Source organism: Salegentibacter sp. BLCTC (genome assembly GCF_015143665.1).
Lineage (GTDB): Bacteria > Bacteroidota > Bacteroidia > Flavobacteriales > Flavobacteriaceae > Salegentibacter > Salegentibacter maritimus.
Genome location: NZ_WYEW01000013.1, coordinates 15,336 through 30,608, shown reverse-complemented (window position 1 = coordinate 30,608; position 15,273 = coordinate 15,336). Strand labels below are relative to the sequence as shown.

The 15,273-nt window shown below is 36.3% G+C and carries 14 protein-coding genes; 9 read left to right on the top strand and 5 right to left on the bottom strand.

Going from position 1 to position 15,273, the window contains the following annotated elements; translation table 11 throughout:
• Nucleotides 1-33 precede the first annotated feature (33 nt).
• Nucleotides 34-3,051 carry a tetratricopeptide repeat protein gene (locus GUB10_RS14560; RefSeq protein ID WP_193712195.1) on the bottom strand — a complete coding sequence of 1,006 codons (3,018 nt, stop codon included), beginning with the start codon at nt 3,049-3,051 and terminating at the stop codon, nt 34-36.
• 160 nt (nt 3,052-3,211) lie between these two features.
• On the opposite strand from GUB10_RS14560, the gene GUB10_RS14555 reads away from it, so the two are divergent.
• On the top strand, nt 3,212-3,895 hold the full coding sequence (locus GUB10_RS14555; protein ID WP_193712194.1) for a cell division ATP-binding protein FtsE: 684 nt from the start codon (nt 3,212-3,214) through the stop codon (nt 3,893-3,895).
• Between the two features lie 124 nt (nt 3,896-4,019).
• Here GUB10_RS14555 and GUB10_RS14550 read toward each other — a convergent pair whose 3' ends face one another.
• The 3 genes from GUB10_RS14550 to GUB10_RS14540 form a co-directional block, all read right to left on the bottom strand.
• Nucleotides 4,020-4,280: a YgjV family protein gene (locus tag GUB10_RS14550; RefSeq protein ID WP_193712193.1), complete on the bottom strand. Its 261-nt coding sequence runs from the start codon at nt 4,278-4,280 to the stop codon at nt 4,020-4,022.
• 145 nt (nt 4,281-4,425) lie between these two features.
• Entirely contained in the window at nt 4,426-6,225 is a 1,800-nt protein-coding gene (gene typA, locus GUB10_RS14545; protein WP_193712192.1) for a translational GTPase TypA, read from the bottom strand.
• 372 nt (nt 6,226-6,597) lie between these two features.
• On the bottom strand, nt 6,598-7,083 hold the full coding sequence (locus GUB10_RS14540; protein WP_193712191.1) for a DinB family protein: 486 nt from the start codon (nt 7,081-7,083) through the stop codon (nt 6,598-6,600).
• A gap of 146 nt (nt 7,084-7,229) precedes the next feature.
• Between GUB10_RS14540 and kdsA the strand changes: the two genes are divergently transcribed.
• The 4 genes from kdsA to GUB10_RS14520 all read left to right on the top strand — a co-directional run bounded on the left by kdsA (nt 7,230) and on the right by GUB10_RS14520 (nt 12,036).
• A complete protein-coding gene (kdsA, locus tag GUB10_RS14535; RefSeq protein ID WP_193712190.1) occupies nt 7,230-8,048 on the top strand; it encodes a 3-deoxy-8-phosphooctulonate synthase in 819 nt (272 codons plus the stop codon).
• A 314-nt stretch (nt 8,049-8,362) separates the two neighbouring features.
• Nucleotides 8,363-9,517: a hypothetical protein gene (locus GUB10_RS14530; protein WP_227740427.1), complete on the top strand. Its 1,155-nt coding sequence runs from the start codon at nt 8,363-8,365 to the stop codon at nt 9,515-9,517.
• 23 nt (nt 9,518-9,540) lie between these two features.
• A complete protein-coding gene (locus GUB10_RS14525) occupies nt 9,541-11,166 on the top strand; it encodes a BCCT family transporter (protein ID WP_193712189.1) in 1,626 nt (541 codons plus the stop codon).
• 12 nt (nt 11,167-11,178) lie between these two features.
• On the top strand, nt 11,179-12,036 hold the full coding sequence (locus GUB10_RS14520) for a universal stress protein (RefSeq protein ID WP_193712188.1): 858 nt from the start codon (nt 11,179-11,181) through the stop codon (nt 12,034-12,036).
• 188 nt (nt 12,037-12,224) lie between these two features.
• Here GUB10_RS14520 and GUB10_RS14515 read toward each other — a convergent pair whose 3' ends face one another.
• Entirely contained in the window at nt 12,225-13,055 is an 831-nt protein-coding gene (locus tag GUB10_RS14515) for an endonuclease/exonuclease/phosphatase family protein (RefSeq protein WP_193712187.1), read from the bottom strand.
• 119 nt (nt 13,056-13,174) lie between these two features.
• Between GUB10_RS14515 and GUB10_RS14510 the strand changes: the two genes are divergently transcribed.
• From GUB10_RS14510 to GUB10_RS14495, 4 genes are all read left to right on the top strand, one after another.
• Nucleotides 13,175-13,807, top strand: coding sequence for a hypothetical protein (locus GUB10_RS14510; protein ID WP_193712186.1), 633 nt, complete (start codon nt 13,175-13,177; stop codon nt 13,805-13,807).
• Nucleotides 13,804-14,112, top strand: coding sequence for a transcriptional regulator (locus tag GUB10_RS14505; RefSeq protein WP_193712185.1), 309 nt, complete (start codon nt 13,804-13,806; stop codon nt 14,110-14,112). The genes GUB10_RS14510 and GUB10_RS14505 overlap by 4 nt, the downstream gene beginning before the upstream one ends.
• Nucleotides 14,113-14,181: 69 nt before the next feature.
• Complete coding sequence (locus tag GUB10_RS14500) at nt 14,182-14,466, top strand: hypothetical protein (RefSeq protein WP_193712184.1); 285 nt, start codon at nt 14,182-14,184, stop codon at nt 14,464-14,466.
• Between the two features lie 32 nt (nt 14,467-14,498).
• Complete coding sequence (locus GUB10_RS14495; RefSeq protein ID WP_193712183.1) at nt 14,499-15,263, top strand: oxygenase MpaB family protein; 765 nt, start codon at nt 14,499-14,501, stop codon at nt 15,261-15,263.
• The last annotated feature ends 10 nt before the right edge of the window (nt 15,264-15,273 follow it).

Sequence of the window (15,273 nt, the reverse complement as noted above, 5' to 3'; positions counted from 1 at the left end):
TAGAAATTCTTAAATGTTAGATTGAAAGTTGAATTAGTTGTTTGCTTCTACCGAAGAATTGGTTTTGGCCGCTTCTGTCTTTATTCTGGCTAGCTCCTGCTTTGCTTCCTGTACAATTTCAGGATAGTTTTGGAAGTTTTTAATTACATTTTCCAAAATATAGGTAGCCTGGTAGGTGTCGTTTAACTCGTAGAAGTTATCGGCCATTAATACCAAACCTTTAGCTCCCCAGCGTTTATAACCCGAAAAATCTTTGGCTAAAATTTGAATCGCAGCGTTAGAAGCTTCGTAGTTACCGCTTTCATTTTTAAAATAGGCATCATAATATAAAGCTTCAGCCGCCAGTTCCCCTTTAGCCGTTTTTTGTACTTCGGCATACGCGCTTTTGGCTTTACTCATATTACCAGACGCAAATGCCGCACGGGCCACAATTACCCTGGCATCATTACGGGCCTCTGAATCTGACTCTGAATTAGCCAAAACTTTGTCGGCGTAATTTGCCGCTTTCCCAGGCTGGTCTAATTCCAAATAGGATTTCATCAGGTTTGATTGAGCAAAAATTATATTCTGTTCAGAACTGGCTTGTTTTTCTAGCTTCTCTAAATAACCAACGGCTTCACGGTAATTTTCATTTTCAAGCAAGATTTCAGATAATCTTGAAAGGGCCTGCTCGGTAAATTCATTCTTAGGTTTATCGGCTACAACTCTATAATTTGTTGCTGCCTTCGCTTTATTTCCGTTTCGGAAATATAACTGACCTAAGTAAAAATTAGCATTTATGGAATGAATTCCGTTAGGGAAACGTTGCAGGTAGTTTTCAAAACCACTAATTGCCCTGTCATACTCATTATTGAAATATTGATTTTCGGCTGACTCGTAGGTAGTGTTATCCAAATCGGCATCGGTTACTTCCACAAAATCTATGTTCTGTACCCAGTTTGCATATTCATCTGTACGCCCAAGATCTACGTACACCATTCTTGCAGTAGATACTGCTTGCATAGCTTCAGGTGTATTCGGGTAATTCTGTACTACTGTCTTTAGCCTTTCTAAAGCCCGGTTTCCATTATCGGCATTATAATGAATTAAAGCCTGGCGCAACATGGCTTTAGGCACAAAGGCACTTTTAGGAACTTCTCTAATAAGCCTATCGTAAGCCGATAAAGCCTGGCTGGTATTATTTGCTGAAACATAGGTGTTCCCCAATTCATACATAGCATCATCTCTGTAAGAAGAACGTGAATATTTATTTATAAAGTTTTTAAGTTCAGAAATTTTAGTATCTCTTCTATCTATAAAACCATAACTCATAGCTTTTTGAAAAGCAGCATAATCGTTAGTACCACTCAACGAAAGTGCCTTATCGTAGGCTTCAATTGCCGGCCAATACTGGCTGCTTACAAAATAAGTATCTCCCAAACGCAATAAAGCATCATTTCTACGGGCTACCTCATTAGAACTATTTTCGGCATAACGTTTAAAGAATTCTATAGCTCGCGCGTATTCATTCTTTTTAAAGTAAGCATAACCAAGGTTATAATCAAGGTTCTCCAATTCTTCTGTTCCCCTTGCAGCACTCATCCCTGAGAATTCGCGATATCCAAGAATGGCATCGTCAATTCTATTGATGTTGTATTCACTTTCAGCCTTCCAAAAAGTAGCTTTGGCTGTTATTTTTTGGTCCCTGGGTTCAGAAAGTGCTTTTTCAAAATTTAAGATAGCATTTTCATAATCGCTTTCTTCATAAAGCTGAAGACCATAGTAGTAGGCAACTTTCTGGTAGGCCTGCTTATCGCTAAAGTTACGATTGTTCTCCAACAAGCGCATGGCCTCTTCAAAATTGCCCGAAGTAAGAAAAGAATCAATCAGCAAGCTTTCCATAGCCTGCCTATTCTCAGAATCGGGATATTTTTCTATATAATTAATCAATACCTGTGACGGACTTTCGTAGCTATTCCCAATCTCGTAACTCAATTTAGCATAATTCATATACGCATCTTCCTGAATTTGCGGGTTAAAATTCATCTCGCTGGCATTTTTAAAAGCATTTAAAGCCTGCTGTTTTTGATTGGATTCTAAATAAGACTGCGCCAGGTGGTAATATGCATTTTGGGCAATTTTATTTTTTCCGTCTATAATTTTATTGAATTCAGAGATGGCATTTTCATAATCGCCCTGTTTATAATAAGCATAGCCCAATTGATAATAATCGGTATTATTCCACCTTCCTCTTTCCCCGTCATATTCTTTTAAATAAGGTAAGGCTTGTTCATATTGTTCTAAATTAAAATAACTCTCGCCAATTATCTTATTAAGTTGAGAGCGTTCTATACGATTAGAGCTTTGTAATTGCGCCTTTGCCAATTTTATAGCTTCTTCAAACTTACCCAGTTTAAAGTTCATGTCGGCCTGGAAATAAGAAAGGTCTTCGCTATACCTATCGTTACCACTTACAGCTTCAAAATTTCTATTGGCTTCCTCATAATCATCGCCCTCATAGGCCATATAGCCCAGGTAATATTTAGCCTGTGAGCCAAATTCTTTAGAGTCTCTCACCCTTTCTAGATATTTACGAGCCTGGTCGTATTGTTTAGCCCTAAAGTAGGCATAGCCATTATTAAAGTAGAAGCGCTGCTTTTCGGCACGGCTCATACTATTTTCATCAACTTTATTGTACCATTTACGGGCCAGGGAATATTTTCCGGTTTGGAAATAATAATCGGCAACATCGCGATAAGCAGAATTGGTCTTTGTACTGGTAGGATACCTACTTACAAAACGTTCCATTAACCTATCGGCTCCCGGTTGGTTTAAGCGAACGGCTGCATTAGCAATGTAATAAGCACAATCCCCTTCAATTTTTTCATCTTCTGTTTGCTCTTTAACTTCATCGAATAAATTTTGAGCTGCCAGAAACTGCTGATTATTGTACAATTCAAGTGCTTTATTGAATTCGGCCAGATCGTGCGTATAATTGGCCGATCGCTGAGAAATGCCGTTAAAAGAGAAGCATACTAAAACAACAAACAGTAAAATTTTGTTAGGTGTCATTTATAAATATTTAAGTTGATGATTCAAAGATAATTTAAACCTTCCTTTATTAACGCCCATATAAAGTGATAATTATGTTAATGTAAAAAAAAGTGAACCGGCAGCTTTTGAAAAATGTATATTTACCTATATTTTTAACCCAAACAAAGCCTAGATTTTTATGTCTAATACCGTCCTGGAATTAAAAAATGCTGCCATTTATCAGCGTGAAAGCCTAATTTTATCTGAAGTTGATGTAGAAATCAATAAAGGTGATTTCGTTTACCTTATTGGTAAGACCGGTACAGGAAAAAGTAGTTTTATGAAAACACTTTACGGAGATTTACCACTTACCGAAGGTGAAGGGAATATTGTTGATTTTAATTTGCGAACACTTAAAGAAAAAGATATTCCTTTTCTTAGAAGAAAACTGGGTGTGGTTTTTCAGGATTTCAAGCTTTTAACCGATAGAAATGTAAAAGACAACCTGCTTTTTGTTCTGAAAGCCACCGGCTGGAAAGACAAAAAAGCTATGGATCATAAAATAGATGAAGTTTTGGATAAAGTAGGAATGAAATCTAAAGGCTTTAAATATCCTTATCAGTTATCTGGAGGCGAGCAGCAGCGAGTAGCTATTGCTCGAGCGCTTTTAAATGATCCCGAGCTTATTCTTGCCGATGAACCTACCGGGAACCTCGATCCGCAAACCTCGGTGGAAGTAATGGAGGTACTTCAGGATATAAGCAAAAACGGAAAAACTATTCTTATGGCCACGCATGATTATGCGCTACTATTAAAATATCCTTCCAAGACTTTAAAATGTGATGGACAGCGCGTTTTTGAAGTGGTTCAAAAATCGGTTTAAGCTTACCTAAAATTAGAGAGGGAATATATTGATGTTCTATTAAACCCTAATTAAGAAAGGCTCCCTAAATAATAAATAGAGCAATTTTAAAAAATCTTGAATTCTACGTTACAAAAGTAGGCGATTAAGGTTTCACCTCATCTTCTTTAAGCCTTTCCGGCCTTCTATCTATAACAAGGTAATAAAAGTTTACAAAAACAATTATACCATTGGCAATAATTACAGGCCAGGATTTTATTAAAATTCCATAGATAACAAATAAAATACAGCCCAGTGTATTTATAATTCTAAGCTTTATGATATTTTTCATAAAGAAAGAAATAGCAATAAAAAAGGAAGAAAGATAACCAATCCACTCTGTAAGACTAATCCCTAAAAATTCCATATAAAAAAGAGTTTGTTTAAAAGTTCTTTAAACGTCAACCTGAACCTGCCCAAGCTTTCAGGTGGGCATGTTTCAGCTTCTAAGGTATTAAATTTAGAATAACGATTATTGAAAATTTTTAAACAAACTCTTTACTACCAGATAATTATACTATTTTGTTTCTCTTACGTTCGTTTTCGGTAAGATAAATTTTACGCAATCTTAAATGACTGGGAGTTACTTCTACATACTCATCTTTTTGAATATATTCTAAAGCTTCTTCTAAAGAAAACTTTCTTGCAGGAACAATCTTCGCTTTATCGTCTGCACCGGCAGAGCGCACATTGGAAAGTTTCTTGGTTTTGGTAATATTCACAGCCATATCATCCTGGCGGGAGTTCTCACCAATCACCTGCCCTTCATAAATTTCTTCTCCCGGATCTACGAAAAACTTACCTCTATCCTGAAGTTTATCTATAGAATAAGGAATTGCTTTTCCGCGTTCCATAGAAATTAAAGAACCATTAAGACGTTCTGGAATCCCACCTTTTAATGGTTGATATTCTTTAAACCTATGTGCCATAATTGCCTCACCCGCAGTAGCAGTAAGCAATTGGTTACGCAAACCTATAATTCCTCTAGATGGAATCATAAACTGAATAATCATTCGTTCGCCACGGGTTTCCATGCTAAGCATTTCGCCCTTTCTTGTGGTTACCATCTCTACAGCTTTCCCTGAAACTTCTTCAGGTAAATCTATGGTTAACTCTTCTATAGGCTCACATTTCTCACCATCAATTTCTTTGATAATAACCTGTGGCTGCCCAATTTGAAGCTCATAACCTTCCCTTCTCATAGTTTCTATTAAAACAGAAAGGTGCATTACCCCACGTCCATAAACCAAAAACTTATCGGCACTATCGGTTTCCTCAACTCTTAATGCAAGATTTTTTTCTAACTCCTTGGTAAGTCTTTCTTTAATATGTCTTGAAGTCACAAATTTCCCATCTTTCCCAAAGAAAGGCGAATCGTTAATGGTAAAAAGCATACTCATTGTAGGCTCATCGATAGCAATAGATTCAAGACCTTCAGGGTTTTCAAAATCAGCAACAGTGTCACCAATTTCAAATCCTTCCAGACCAACCAAAGCACAAATATCACCTGGTTGAACTGCTTCTACTTTCTTACGGCCAAGACCTTCAAAAGTAAATAGTTCCTTAATTTTTGTTTTTTTAAGGCTACCGTCACGCTTTACAAGCGAAACCTGCATTCCTTCTTTTAATTCTCCTCTTTGCAATCTTCCAATAGCAATTCTTCCGGTAAAAGAAGAAAAGTCTAAAGAAGTAATAAGCATTTGGGGTGTTCCTTCCTCGATCTTCGGTGATGGAATATGTTCCAAAACCATATCAAGAAGTGGCTCTATATTTTCTGTTTTATCATTTGGATCGTTGCTCATCCAATTGTTTAAGGCAGAACCATAAACCGCTGGAAAATCAAGCTGCCATTCTTCAGCCCCCAATTCAAACATTAAATCAAAAACCTTTTCGTGTACCTCATCTGGCGTACAATTAGGCTTATCTACTTTATTCACCACCACACAAGGTTTTAAACCTAAATCAATAGCTTTTTGTAAAACAAAACGTGTCTGTGGCATTGGGCCTTCAAAAGCATCTACTAAAAGTAAAACCCCATCGGCCATATTCAAAACCCGCTCTACTTCTCCACCAAAATCGGCGTGACCGGGAGTATCAATAATATTAATTTTAGTGTCTTTATAAACTACAGATACGTTTTTAGAAGTAATGGTAATACCACGCTCCCTTTCCTGATCGTTATTATCAAGAATAAGATCTCCTGTATTTTGATTTTCCCGAAATAAACGGCAGTGGTACATAATTTTGTCTACCAGGGTAGTTTTACCATGGTCTACGTGTGCGATAATCGCGATGTTTTTGATAGCTGTCATATAAGCGCCTAATTTTTTAAGGCTGCAAATGTACGGCAATTTTTAAAGATATAATTAACTTACACCACTTATTCAAATAAAATATTTAATAGCAAACCAACTGTAAATCAAAGCTTCATTTAAAAACAGGTATCCTATAATTAGGAATTGGCTTTCATTTTCTTGCAAAAGAAAAAGGCAAAATAGATCACAAAAATTGTCCCAAAACCTATAGCCAATAGAGGTTCTTCGGGTCTCTGGTAAATAAAGAAAACGGTGGCAGACACCATTATTATTGCATTTAACAGGAAATGCCTGGTTGTGTAACAATTACTAAATTATTCCCTAATACCAGCCATTTTTTTCTGAAAGTACAGGGTTTAAGACCAGTCTTTAACTTTCATCAGCCGATGGGCCATAGGTAGCCGGCACGGGAATATCTAAAAGTCTAAAATACACCCCTAATTGCGCTCGGTGGTGGGGCAATTGGTTAAACACCATCATTCTTAGCACACTATATTTTGGCATATCCATTAAAACTTTCCCATCCTGAATCATTTTCCAATTCTTTTCGTATTCTTTGTCCGGTTTACGTAAAGAGGCTTCAGCTTCTGCGGTATTATTTTGTAAAACTTCTAGAATTTCTTCTACAGTCCCAAAATCTGGAGCTTTGTAGCCTGACAAATCCATATCGTCCATTTCCATAGTTCCGGTAATCCAACTGGGAATTTCAGCAAGGTGATTGGCAAGTTGCCTTATAGACATAGACTTTTTATGTGGTCGCCAACGCATCTTATCTTCAGGTATTCTTTTTAAAAATTTCTCGGTAAGCACCACTTCGTGCTGCAGCTCTGATATAAGGATGTTTTGAAGTTCCATAGTTTAAAAAATTAACATAGAAAATTACAATAAAAATTCGTTTTTAGTTCAGGTTCAGCCAATTAAATTCACTCGGGAAAACGCGTATTTTTTGAATTGCTCCTACCGCTTAATTCCACTATATTTGCAAAACCAATTCTTTTTTTATGAAACTTGACAAAATCCCGCAGTTAAAACATATAGACTCCAATAATTTCTTTTTACTTGCCGGGCCGTGCGCCATAGAAGGCGAAGAAATGGCACTAAGAATTGCCGAAAAGGTGGTGAAAATCACTGATAAGCTGGAAATTCCTTACGTTTTTAAAGGATCTTTTAAAAAGGCAAACCGCAGCAGAATTGATAGTTTTACCGGAATTGGCGATGAAAAAGCTTTAAAAATTTTACGAAAAGTTTCAGAAACTTTTCAAATCCCAACTATCACTGATATTCACGAGGTTAGTGATGCGAAATTAGCTGCCGAATATGTAGATGTGCTTCAAATTCCGGCTTTTCTGGTAAGGCAAACAGATTTGGTTGTGGCCGCTGCAGAAACCGGAAAAGTAGTCAATTTGAAAAAAGGGCAATTTATGAGTCCTGAAAGTATGAAGCACGCGGCAACAAAAGTTACCGACTGCAATAATGAACAGGTTATGATTACCGACCGCGGAACCATGTTTGGCTACCAGGATATGATCGTAGATTTTAGGGGAATCCCCACCATGCGAGAGTTTGCTCCTACTGTTTTAGATGTTACCCACTCTTTACAACAACCCAACCAAAGCAGTGGCGTTACCGGTGGAAGACCCGATATGATTGAAACCATTGCCCGCGCAGGAGTGGTAAATAATGTAGACGGCTTATTTATTGAGACTCATTTTGATCCTGCCAATGCTAAAAGTGACGGCGCCAACATGTTAGACCTTAAACACCTGGAAAAACTTTTAAGTAACCTGGTAGCTATAAGGAAGACGGTCAATAAATTATAATCTAAAATTTGCCGGAATTTATTTGCTAAAAAAAATTATTAAAACAACTTTCCCGGCTTGTTATAGTAATAAAGCCATAAGATATATTATAAAATGATTTCCAACCTTCAATTTGGAATATAAGTCTTTCTTTTACAAATAAATCCTCTAAGGCAAGCCCTGAAAGATTAAGTAGCGATGATTGGTTAAACAAAACCCATAGCTATCTTAACTGTACTTTTATTAAATTAAATAAAAGTTAATCTAATTGGTTATTAGGAGTTTTCATTTTAATTTAAGTTAATTTGATGCCAAACCAAGCAAAAATAACCTTAATGAAAACCCAACGAATGTTAGAGAGTTTCTTCTCTTCCAATTCAGTATTAGCTATTTTTTGTCTTTTTATAATAGCTCCTTTATCTGCGCAGGAAGAACCCGAAATTTCTGTGGGTGGTGCCCTACGATACAATTACAACCTATCTTCCTGGAAATCTGGCCAAAAAGCCCGGGGTGGAGATTTTGGATATGATATATTCAGAATAAATTTTAATGCAAAATATAAAGGAATTTATCTAAATGCTGAATATCGTTTGTATTCAGATGCTTTTGGAGGTGGTGTGATGAAACAAGGCTGGATGGGTTATAAATTTAACGATTTAGACGAAATACAAATTGGGTTAACCCAGGTACCATTTGGCATTCAACAATATAACTCCCACAATTGGTTTTTTAATCTCACCTATTATGTAGGCCTTGAGGATGACCACGATATGGGTGTAAAATATATTCACGCCGGTAAAAAATATGAATATCATTTAGCATTCTTTAAAGGTGCAGAAGAATTACAATTTGGGAGTAATACCGAATCTTCTACCAGCCGCTATTCTTATGATGTTGTAGGAAGAAACAAGGAAATAAACCAATTTAACGGAAAATTTGTTTACAAATTTGGCGAGAAAGCAGCAAATCGACTGGGAGTTTCGGGGCAATATGGCGGTCTTTATAATTTAGACACCAAAAAAACAGGAAACCATTATGGCCTGGCTGCGCATTATGAGATAACGCAAAATCGATGGAATTTAAAAGCACAGGCACTAACCGCGTCGCATAATCCCGAAAACGCTGAAGGAGAAAGTAGAGATGCCCTGGCTTTTGGAGCTTACGGCGCCCCATACCAGGTTGCCGCCGATTTTAACCTGTATTCCCTGGCAATTTCAAGAAATGTACCTGTTAACCTGGGCCCTATTTCGAACCTGGAATTCTATAATGATTTTGGGTATATGCAAAAACATCATAAGAATTTTACCGATTCCTATATGAACGTAACGGGTGTTTTGGTTACCGCCGGCCAGGTTTATACCTATATTGATTATGCAGCAGGTTATAACCATTCCTGGTTGGGAGGCGATTTTGTAGATGATTTTGCAGCAGGCGTTTCCGATGCTAAATGGGAAGCAAGATTCAATATAAATATAGGCTACTATTTTTAATTTAATTTCTGAAAACCAATTATATGGCTAAAAAAGTTACAAGAAGCGATGAAAAAAAATCAATCTTTGGATTAGAAGTAAACGGACCCGTTTTCTTTATTTCCTCTTTTATCATTATTGCAAGTATAGTTTTAACCCTGGTATTTGAAAAGAAAGCCGAAAGTGCTTTTACCAACATCCAAAATGCCGTGGCTAATAATGCCGACTGGTTTTTTATACTATGCGTAAATTTATTTTTAATTTTCCTCTTCTATCTCGCAATTAGTCCTTTTGGAAAGATGCGCATAGGTGGACAAAAAGCCAAACCAGAATTTAAAGTGCTATCCTGGTTTGCTATGTTATTTAGTGCCGGAATGGGAATTGGCTTACTATTTTTTAGTGTAGGAGAACCTATTATGCACTTTACAGAACCGCCAAGAGAAGCTGCCGGTACTGTTGCCGCGGCTAAAGAAGCAATGAACTTTACATTTTTACACTGGGGTTTTCACGCCTGGGGAGCTTATGCCCTGGTAGGTCTTGCCCTGGCATACTTCACCTATACAAGAGGATTACCGTTAACTATTCGCTCTATCTTTTACCCTTTTTTAGGCGATAAAATTTACGGAAAAATAGGTGATACTATAGATATTTTTGCTGTTTTGGCAACTCTTTTTGGACTGGCCACTTCGCTTGGTTTTGGAGTAGAACAAATTGCTTCAGGTTTGGCTTATGTTTTTAATATTCCCAGCGGGATTACCACTCAAGTGATTTTAATTGCAGGAATTACCCTGGTAGCTACGGTTTCTGTAGTACTGGGTGTAGATAAAGGAGTAAAGTTTTTAAGCGAATGGAATATGCGTGTAGCTTTAATTTTATTAGGTCTGGCACTCATATTAGGCCCTACCATTTTTATATTTAGATCTTTTGTTGAAAATACAGGCAGCTATTTATATAATTTTATTGAAATTTCTACCTGGAGCGAAACCTTTACCAATACTTCCTGGCAAAATGACTCGACTGTTTTCTATTGGGGCTGGTGGATTGGATGGTCTCCATTTGTGGGAATGTTTATTGCCCGTATCTCTAAAGGAAGAACCATAAGAGAGTTTATATTAGGGGTTTTACTTGTTCCTTCCCTGGTAACATTCTTCTGGATGTCGGCTTTTGGAAGTGTAGCAATACAAGATGCCATAGGTGGTGACATGAACATTGTAAACGCCGTTAACGATGATATAGCCACAGCTCTATTTGTATTTTTTGAAGATTACCCCCTTTCTATGGTAATAAATGTGGTAGCCGTTATTCTTATTGCAGGTTTCTTTATTACCTCTTCCGACTCCGGTTCATTGGTAATTGATAGTTTAACTTCGGGAGGGAAAATAGACGCCCCAAAAGGCCAACGTGTATTTTGGGCCGTGACCGAAGGTACTGTAGCCGCTGTTTTACTTATAGGCGGTGGTTTACAGGCATTACAAACAGCCACCATTGTAACAGGGCTCCCGTTTGCCTTTATTTTGCTGGTAATGTGCTATTCACTTTACAAAGGTTTAAAAGAAGATCATTTAGAACTGCAGGAAAAGAAAGAGCAAAAAGAGATGGAAAACTACGAAGAAATTGTAAATGAGATTGTGAAGAAAAGAAATTTAGATAAAAACAAAGAACAACATTAAAAAACAGGCATTATGGAGAAATTCAATAATATTCTGGTTGCCTTAGACCTTTCAGATATTGATAATACCCTTATCAAATACGCCGCGTTTCTGGCAGAGACTTTAAAGGTTGAAAAGGTATATTTTGTGCATAACATAAAAAAGTACGAAATAACCGCATTATTTCAGGAACAATTAAAAGATATTAATCTCGATGAAATTATTGGGGATGAACTTAATGAAAAAGTAGAAAGTTTATTTACCAGTAAAGTAGATTGGGAAGTCCTCATTTCTGAAGACCCCTATACTGAATCCCTAATCAATTATATTACCAATAAATATTATATTGATTTGGTTATTGTTGGAAATAAAAAGAAAACAAAAGGCACAGGAATAGTTAGCAGCAAACTCCTTAGGCTGCTTAAGTGTGATATTTTGTCCATTCCAAGAGATTTTTCTGCGCAAGTAAACAATATTTGGGTAGGAACAGATTTTTCCCGGGAGTCTAAAAAGATATTCAACATAGCACAAATGCTTCGGGAAGCAACATCATCGCCTATAACTGCTGCCCATGTTTATTCGGTGCCGGTGCAGTTTTCACCATATATTCCTAAGGAATCCATGGAGCCTAAAATTGAAAAACATATCAAACAAAAAAGTGAAAAATTTCTAAGTAAACTAACAAATAAAGAGGGAATAAATTCACTTATTATCCCCGGAAGGGATTCTAGTATAGCCAGCAATTTACTGGAATTCGCAAAAAAGAATAAGGTTGATATTTTAATTGTTGCCGATAAAGGAAGTAATAATATTTCAAATCTTTTAGTAGGAAGTGTAACCGAAGAACTTTTTGGAGAAAGGCCAGAAATTCCATTATGGATTTCTAAATAAAGGTGATAAATAGTGCTACGGAAAAATTCTTAGGTACTAAACAAAGTTTAATGCCAGGTAACTGTTAGTATCATACAAAGTAATACCTCGTGCCCTACCATGAGGTATTTTTTTGAGTTGCAATCTTTTAAATTTGATTAAGAAATATATTCCAGAATAATGCCAGCACAAGGAACTCCTTTTTTAATTCATTTAATTTCTAATACCACAAAAACCGGCAAATGATCTGAGGGGTATTTTAAATCTTTGGAATCGCTTAAAACGGCGTATTTCTTTACGTAAGTATTATCTTTTGAAGTAAAGATATAATCTATTCTACGTGTTACTGCTTCTTTAAAATTATAAGCATTAAAAGTACCTTCTGGACCAAAACGAAGCGCTGCCACTACCCTAGTGTCGTTCATCTTTTCTGATAAAAATTGAATTGCACTGCTTTGCGGCTCCAGGTTAAGATCTCCCATTAAAATAACAGGCAGGCCTTCTTTATTTAAAGCTGAAATTTTCTCCCAAATAAGCTTCGCACTATTTTCCCTTGCTGTTTTCCCAATATGGTCAAAATGTGTATTAAAAACCCAAAAGTTTTTACCTGAATTGAGCTCTTTAAATTTAGCAAACGTACATATACGCTCCATAGAAGCATCCCAACCCACAGATATTTTTTGTGGTGTTTCTGAAAGCCAAAAAGTATCTTCTTCCAAAACTTCAAAAGCTTCGCTATTATAAAAAATGGCACTAAACTCTCCGGCCTCCCTACCATCGTTCCGTCCTACTCCAACATATTTATAAGTATCTATTTCAGTTTGAAAATGCTTTAACTGCCCCAGCAAAGCTTCCTGAACCCCCATAATGTCGGGTTTGTAAAACTTTATCTGGTTGGTAATATGCTCTTTGCGCTGAGACCATGAGTTTTCACCATCATTTTCATTGGCATATTTAATATTGTAAGACATTACTTCCAGTTTCTGGGCTGAAAGCGTCAGGCTAAGCAGCAGGATAAAAAGACTAAAAAAGATACGCATATAAAGAATTGTTTTTACAAAGTTCCGAAAACAATTGTTTCCGATTTCAGTTTAAATTCCCCCTAAATGTATAAATAATAATATTTTTTTATTTACTTTGTTTTTCAAAGTACTTTAAAATGGAAAATAAAAAGTATCTAAAAGATTTATCCGACATTAAGTTTATGATGAGTAGGTCTTCCCGCTTTGGCTCCCTAAGTGGGCTTGCGGGAGTATTTGCCGGCATATATGCTCTTATTGGAGCAGTCATTGCCCAGGTTTTATTATGGAAACACCATGCAGTAATAGCCTTGCTAAGTCCTAATTCAATAAATTCACAAGCATTGACGCAGTTATTTTTTATAGCCCTGGCAGTTCTTGTTCTGGCTATTGGAACCGCTATTTTACTCAGCATTAAAAAAGCCAAAAAACTTTCTGAAAATGCCTGGAACAGTACCAGTAAACGTTTGCTTATCAATTTTTTTGCGCCTTTAACGGTCGGAGGCTTATTTTGCCTGGTTCTATTGCAATATGGTCTTATTGGCCTAATAGCTCCAGGGATGCTTATTTTCTATGGGTTGGCACTTATTCACGCCGATAAATATGCTGCAATTGATATAAAAAGTTTAGGATATATCCAGGCAATACTGGGACTTATTGCCACACAGTTTTTAAGTTATGGTTTATATTTTTGGACCATAGGTTTTGGGCTTTTTCATATTGTTTATGGTATCTGGGTGTACAAAAAGTATGACAGGAAAAACGCCGAATGAAAAATATAATCAACAATATCAATAAAGCATTTGATCATAGGGTGCGCCTGGGAATTATGAGTGTTCTAATGGTAAATGATTATGCCGATTTTACGAGCTTAAAAGAATTATTGGGGGTTACCGACGGTAATATTGCAAGCCATATAAAAGCTTTGGAAAAGAAAGATTACATAAGAGTTGAAAAATCTTTTATAAATAGAAAACCAAATACAAGATATAGCATTACCCCTGCCGGAAGGAAGGATTTTAAAAAACATATTAATGCCATTGAAAAATTATTGAGCCCAAACGGCGGAAAAATATAACACTCTTTTTTTATGAATTCACTTTGAATTTCAAAGCACTTAAATAACTAATAATTAAAAACTTTTTTTATGAAAACTTACCGAATTTTAATTACTGTATTTATAGTGGGCGTCCTTTTATTAATTCCCTTTATCGCAATGCAGTTTAACAACGAAGTGGTTTGGACGGCTTCAGATTTTGTTATCATGGGCATTTTGCTACTGCTTACAGGCCTTGCAATTAATATGACTTTTGTAAAAGTTTCTGCCAGGCGAAACCGATTTATACTAAGTGCCATTATTCTTATTGTATTTCTATTAATTTGGGCAGAATTAGCTGTGGGTATTTTTGGAACTCCTTTTGCAGGCAGCTAAGGATCTGGTATAAAACATCCTGAAATCGAATAATGCAGTATTTTGTAGGGAAAAATTCTATTGTACGAGAAATTTGGGGTAAAAGCGACACAATTCTCTTAATTTTCGCCGGTGCCTCGGCCGAGTTTGCGCTTAATAAAGCGGTAGACTGGCTATATTTTACGGGCCGCTTACCCAAAGACCCATTGGGAAGGCTTTTTTCTACGGTTTCTTATGCGCGTGAAATAGTTTTTGCTGAAAAAAGCGCGGCTTTTAAAGCTATAGATAGCATAAGTGAAATACATCAATTAGTTGAAACTAACCGGGGAAAACGCATTCCCGATTGGGCCTATCGCGATGTATTATTTATGTTAATAGATTATTCTATAAGATCTTTTGAAATCCTGGAACGCAAGCTTAAATATTTTGAAAAACAAGAAGTCTTTGATGTCTTTTTACGGCTTGGAAAACGAATGAATTTAGTAGATCTTCCTAAAGATTTTGAAGAGTTTGAAATTATGAGAGAGAATCATCTTCATCAAAACCTGGAATATAGTGCTTACACCAAAGACCTTTATAAACAATATAGGTATCACTTGGGAATTGTTCGGTACAGGTTATTATTGGAAACACAAAGTCTTATCACTCCCAACAAGGTTTGTATATATTTACATTTGAAAAAAAATTCGTTGCTAAGCCCGGCAATTCCCATCTTTAAAATTAGCAAAAGCATACACCTGGATACTTTCTTTAAATGGCTTATTCTACCGGGCGCCTATAGACAAAAAATTAAATCTTTAAACTATAAAAATTTTTAAAACCCATTCA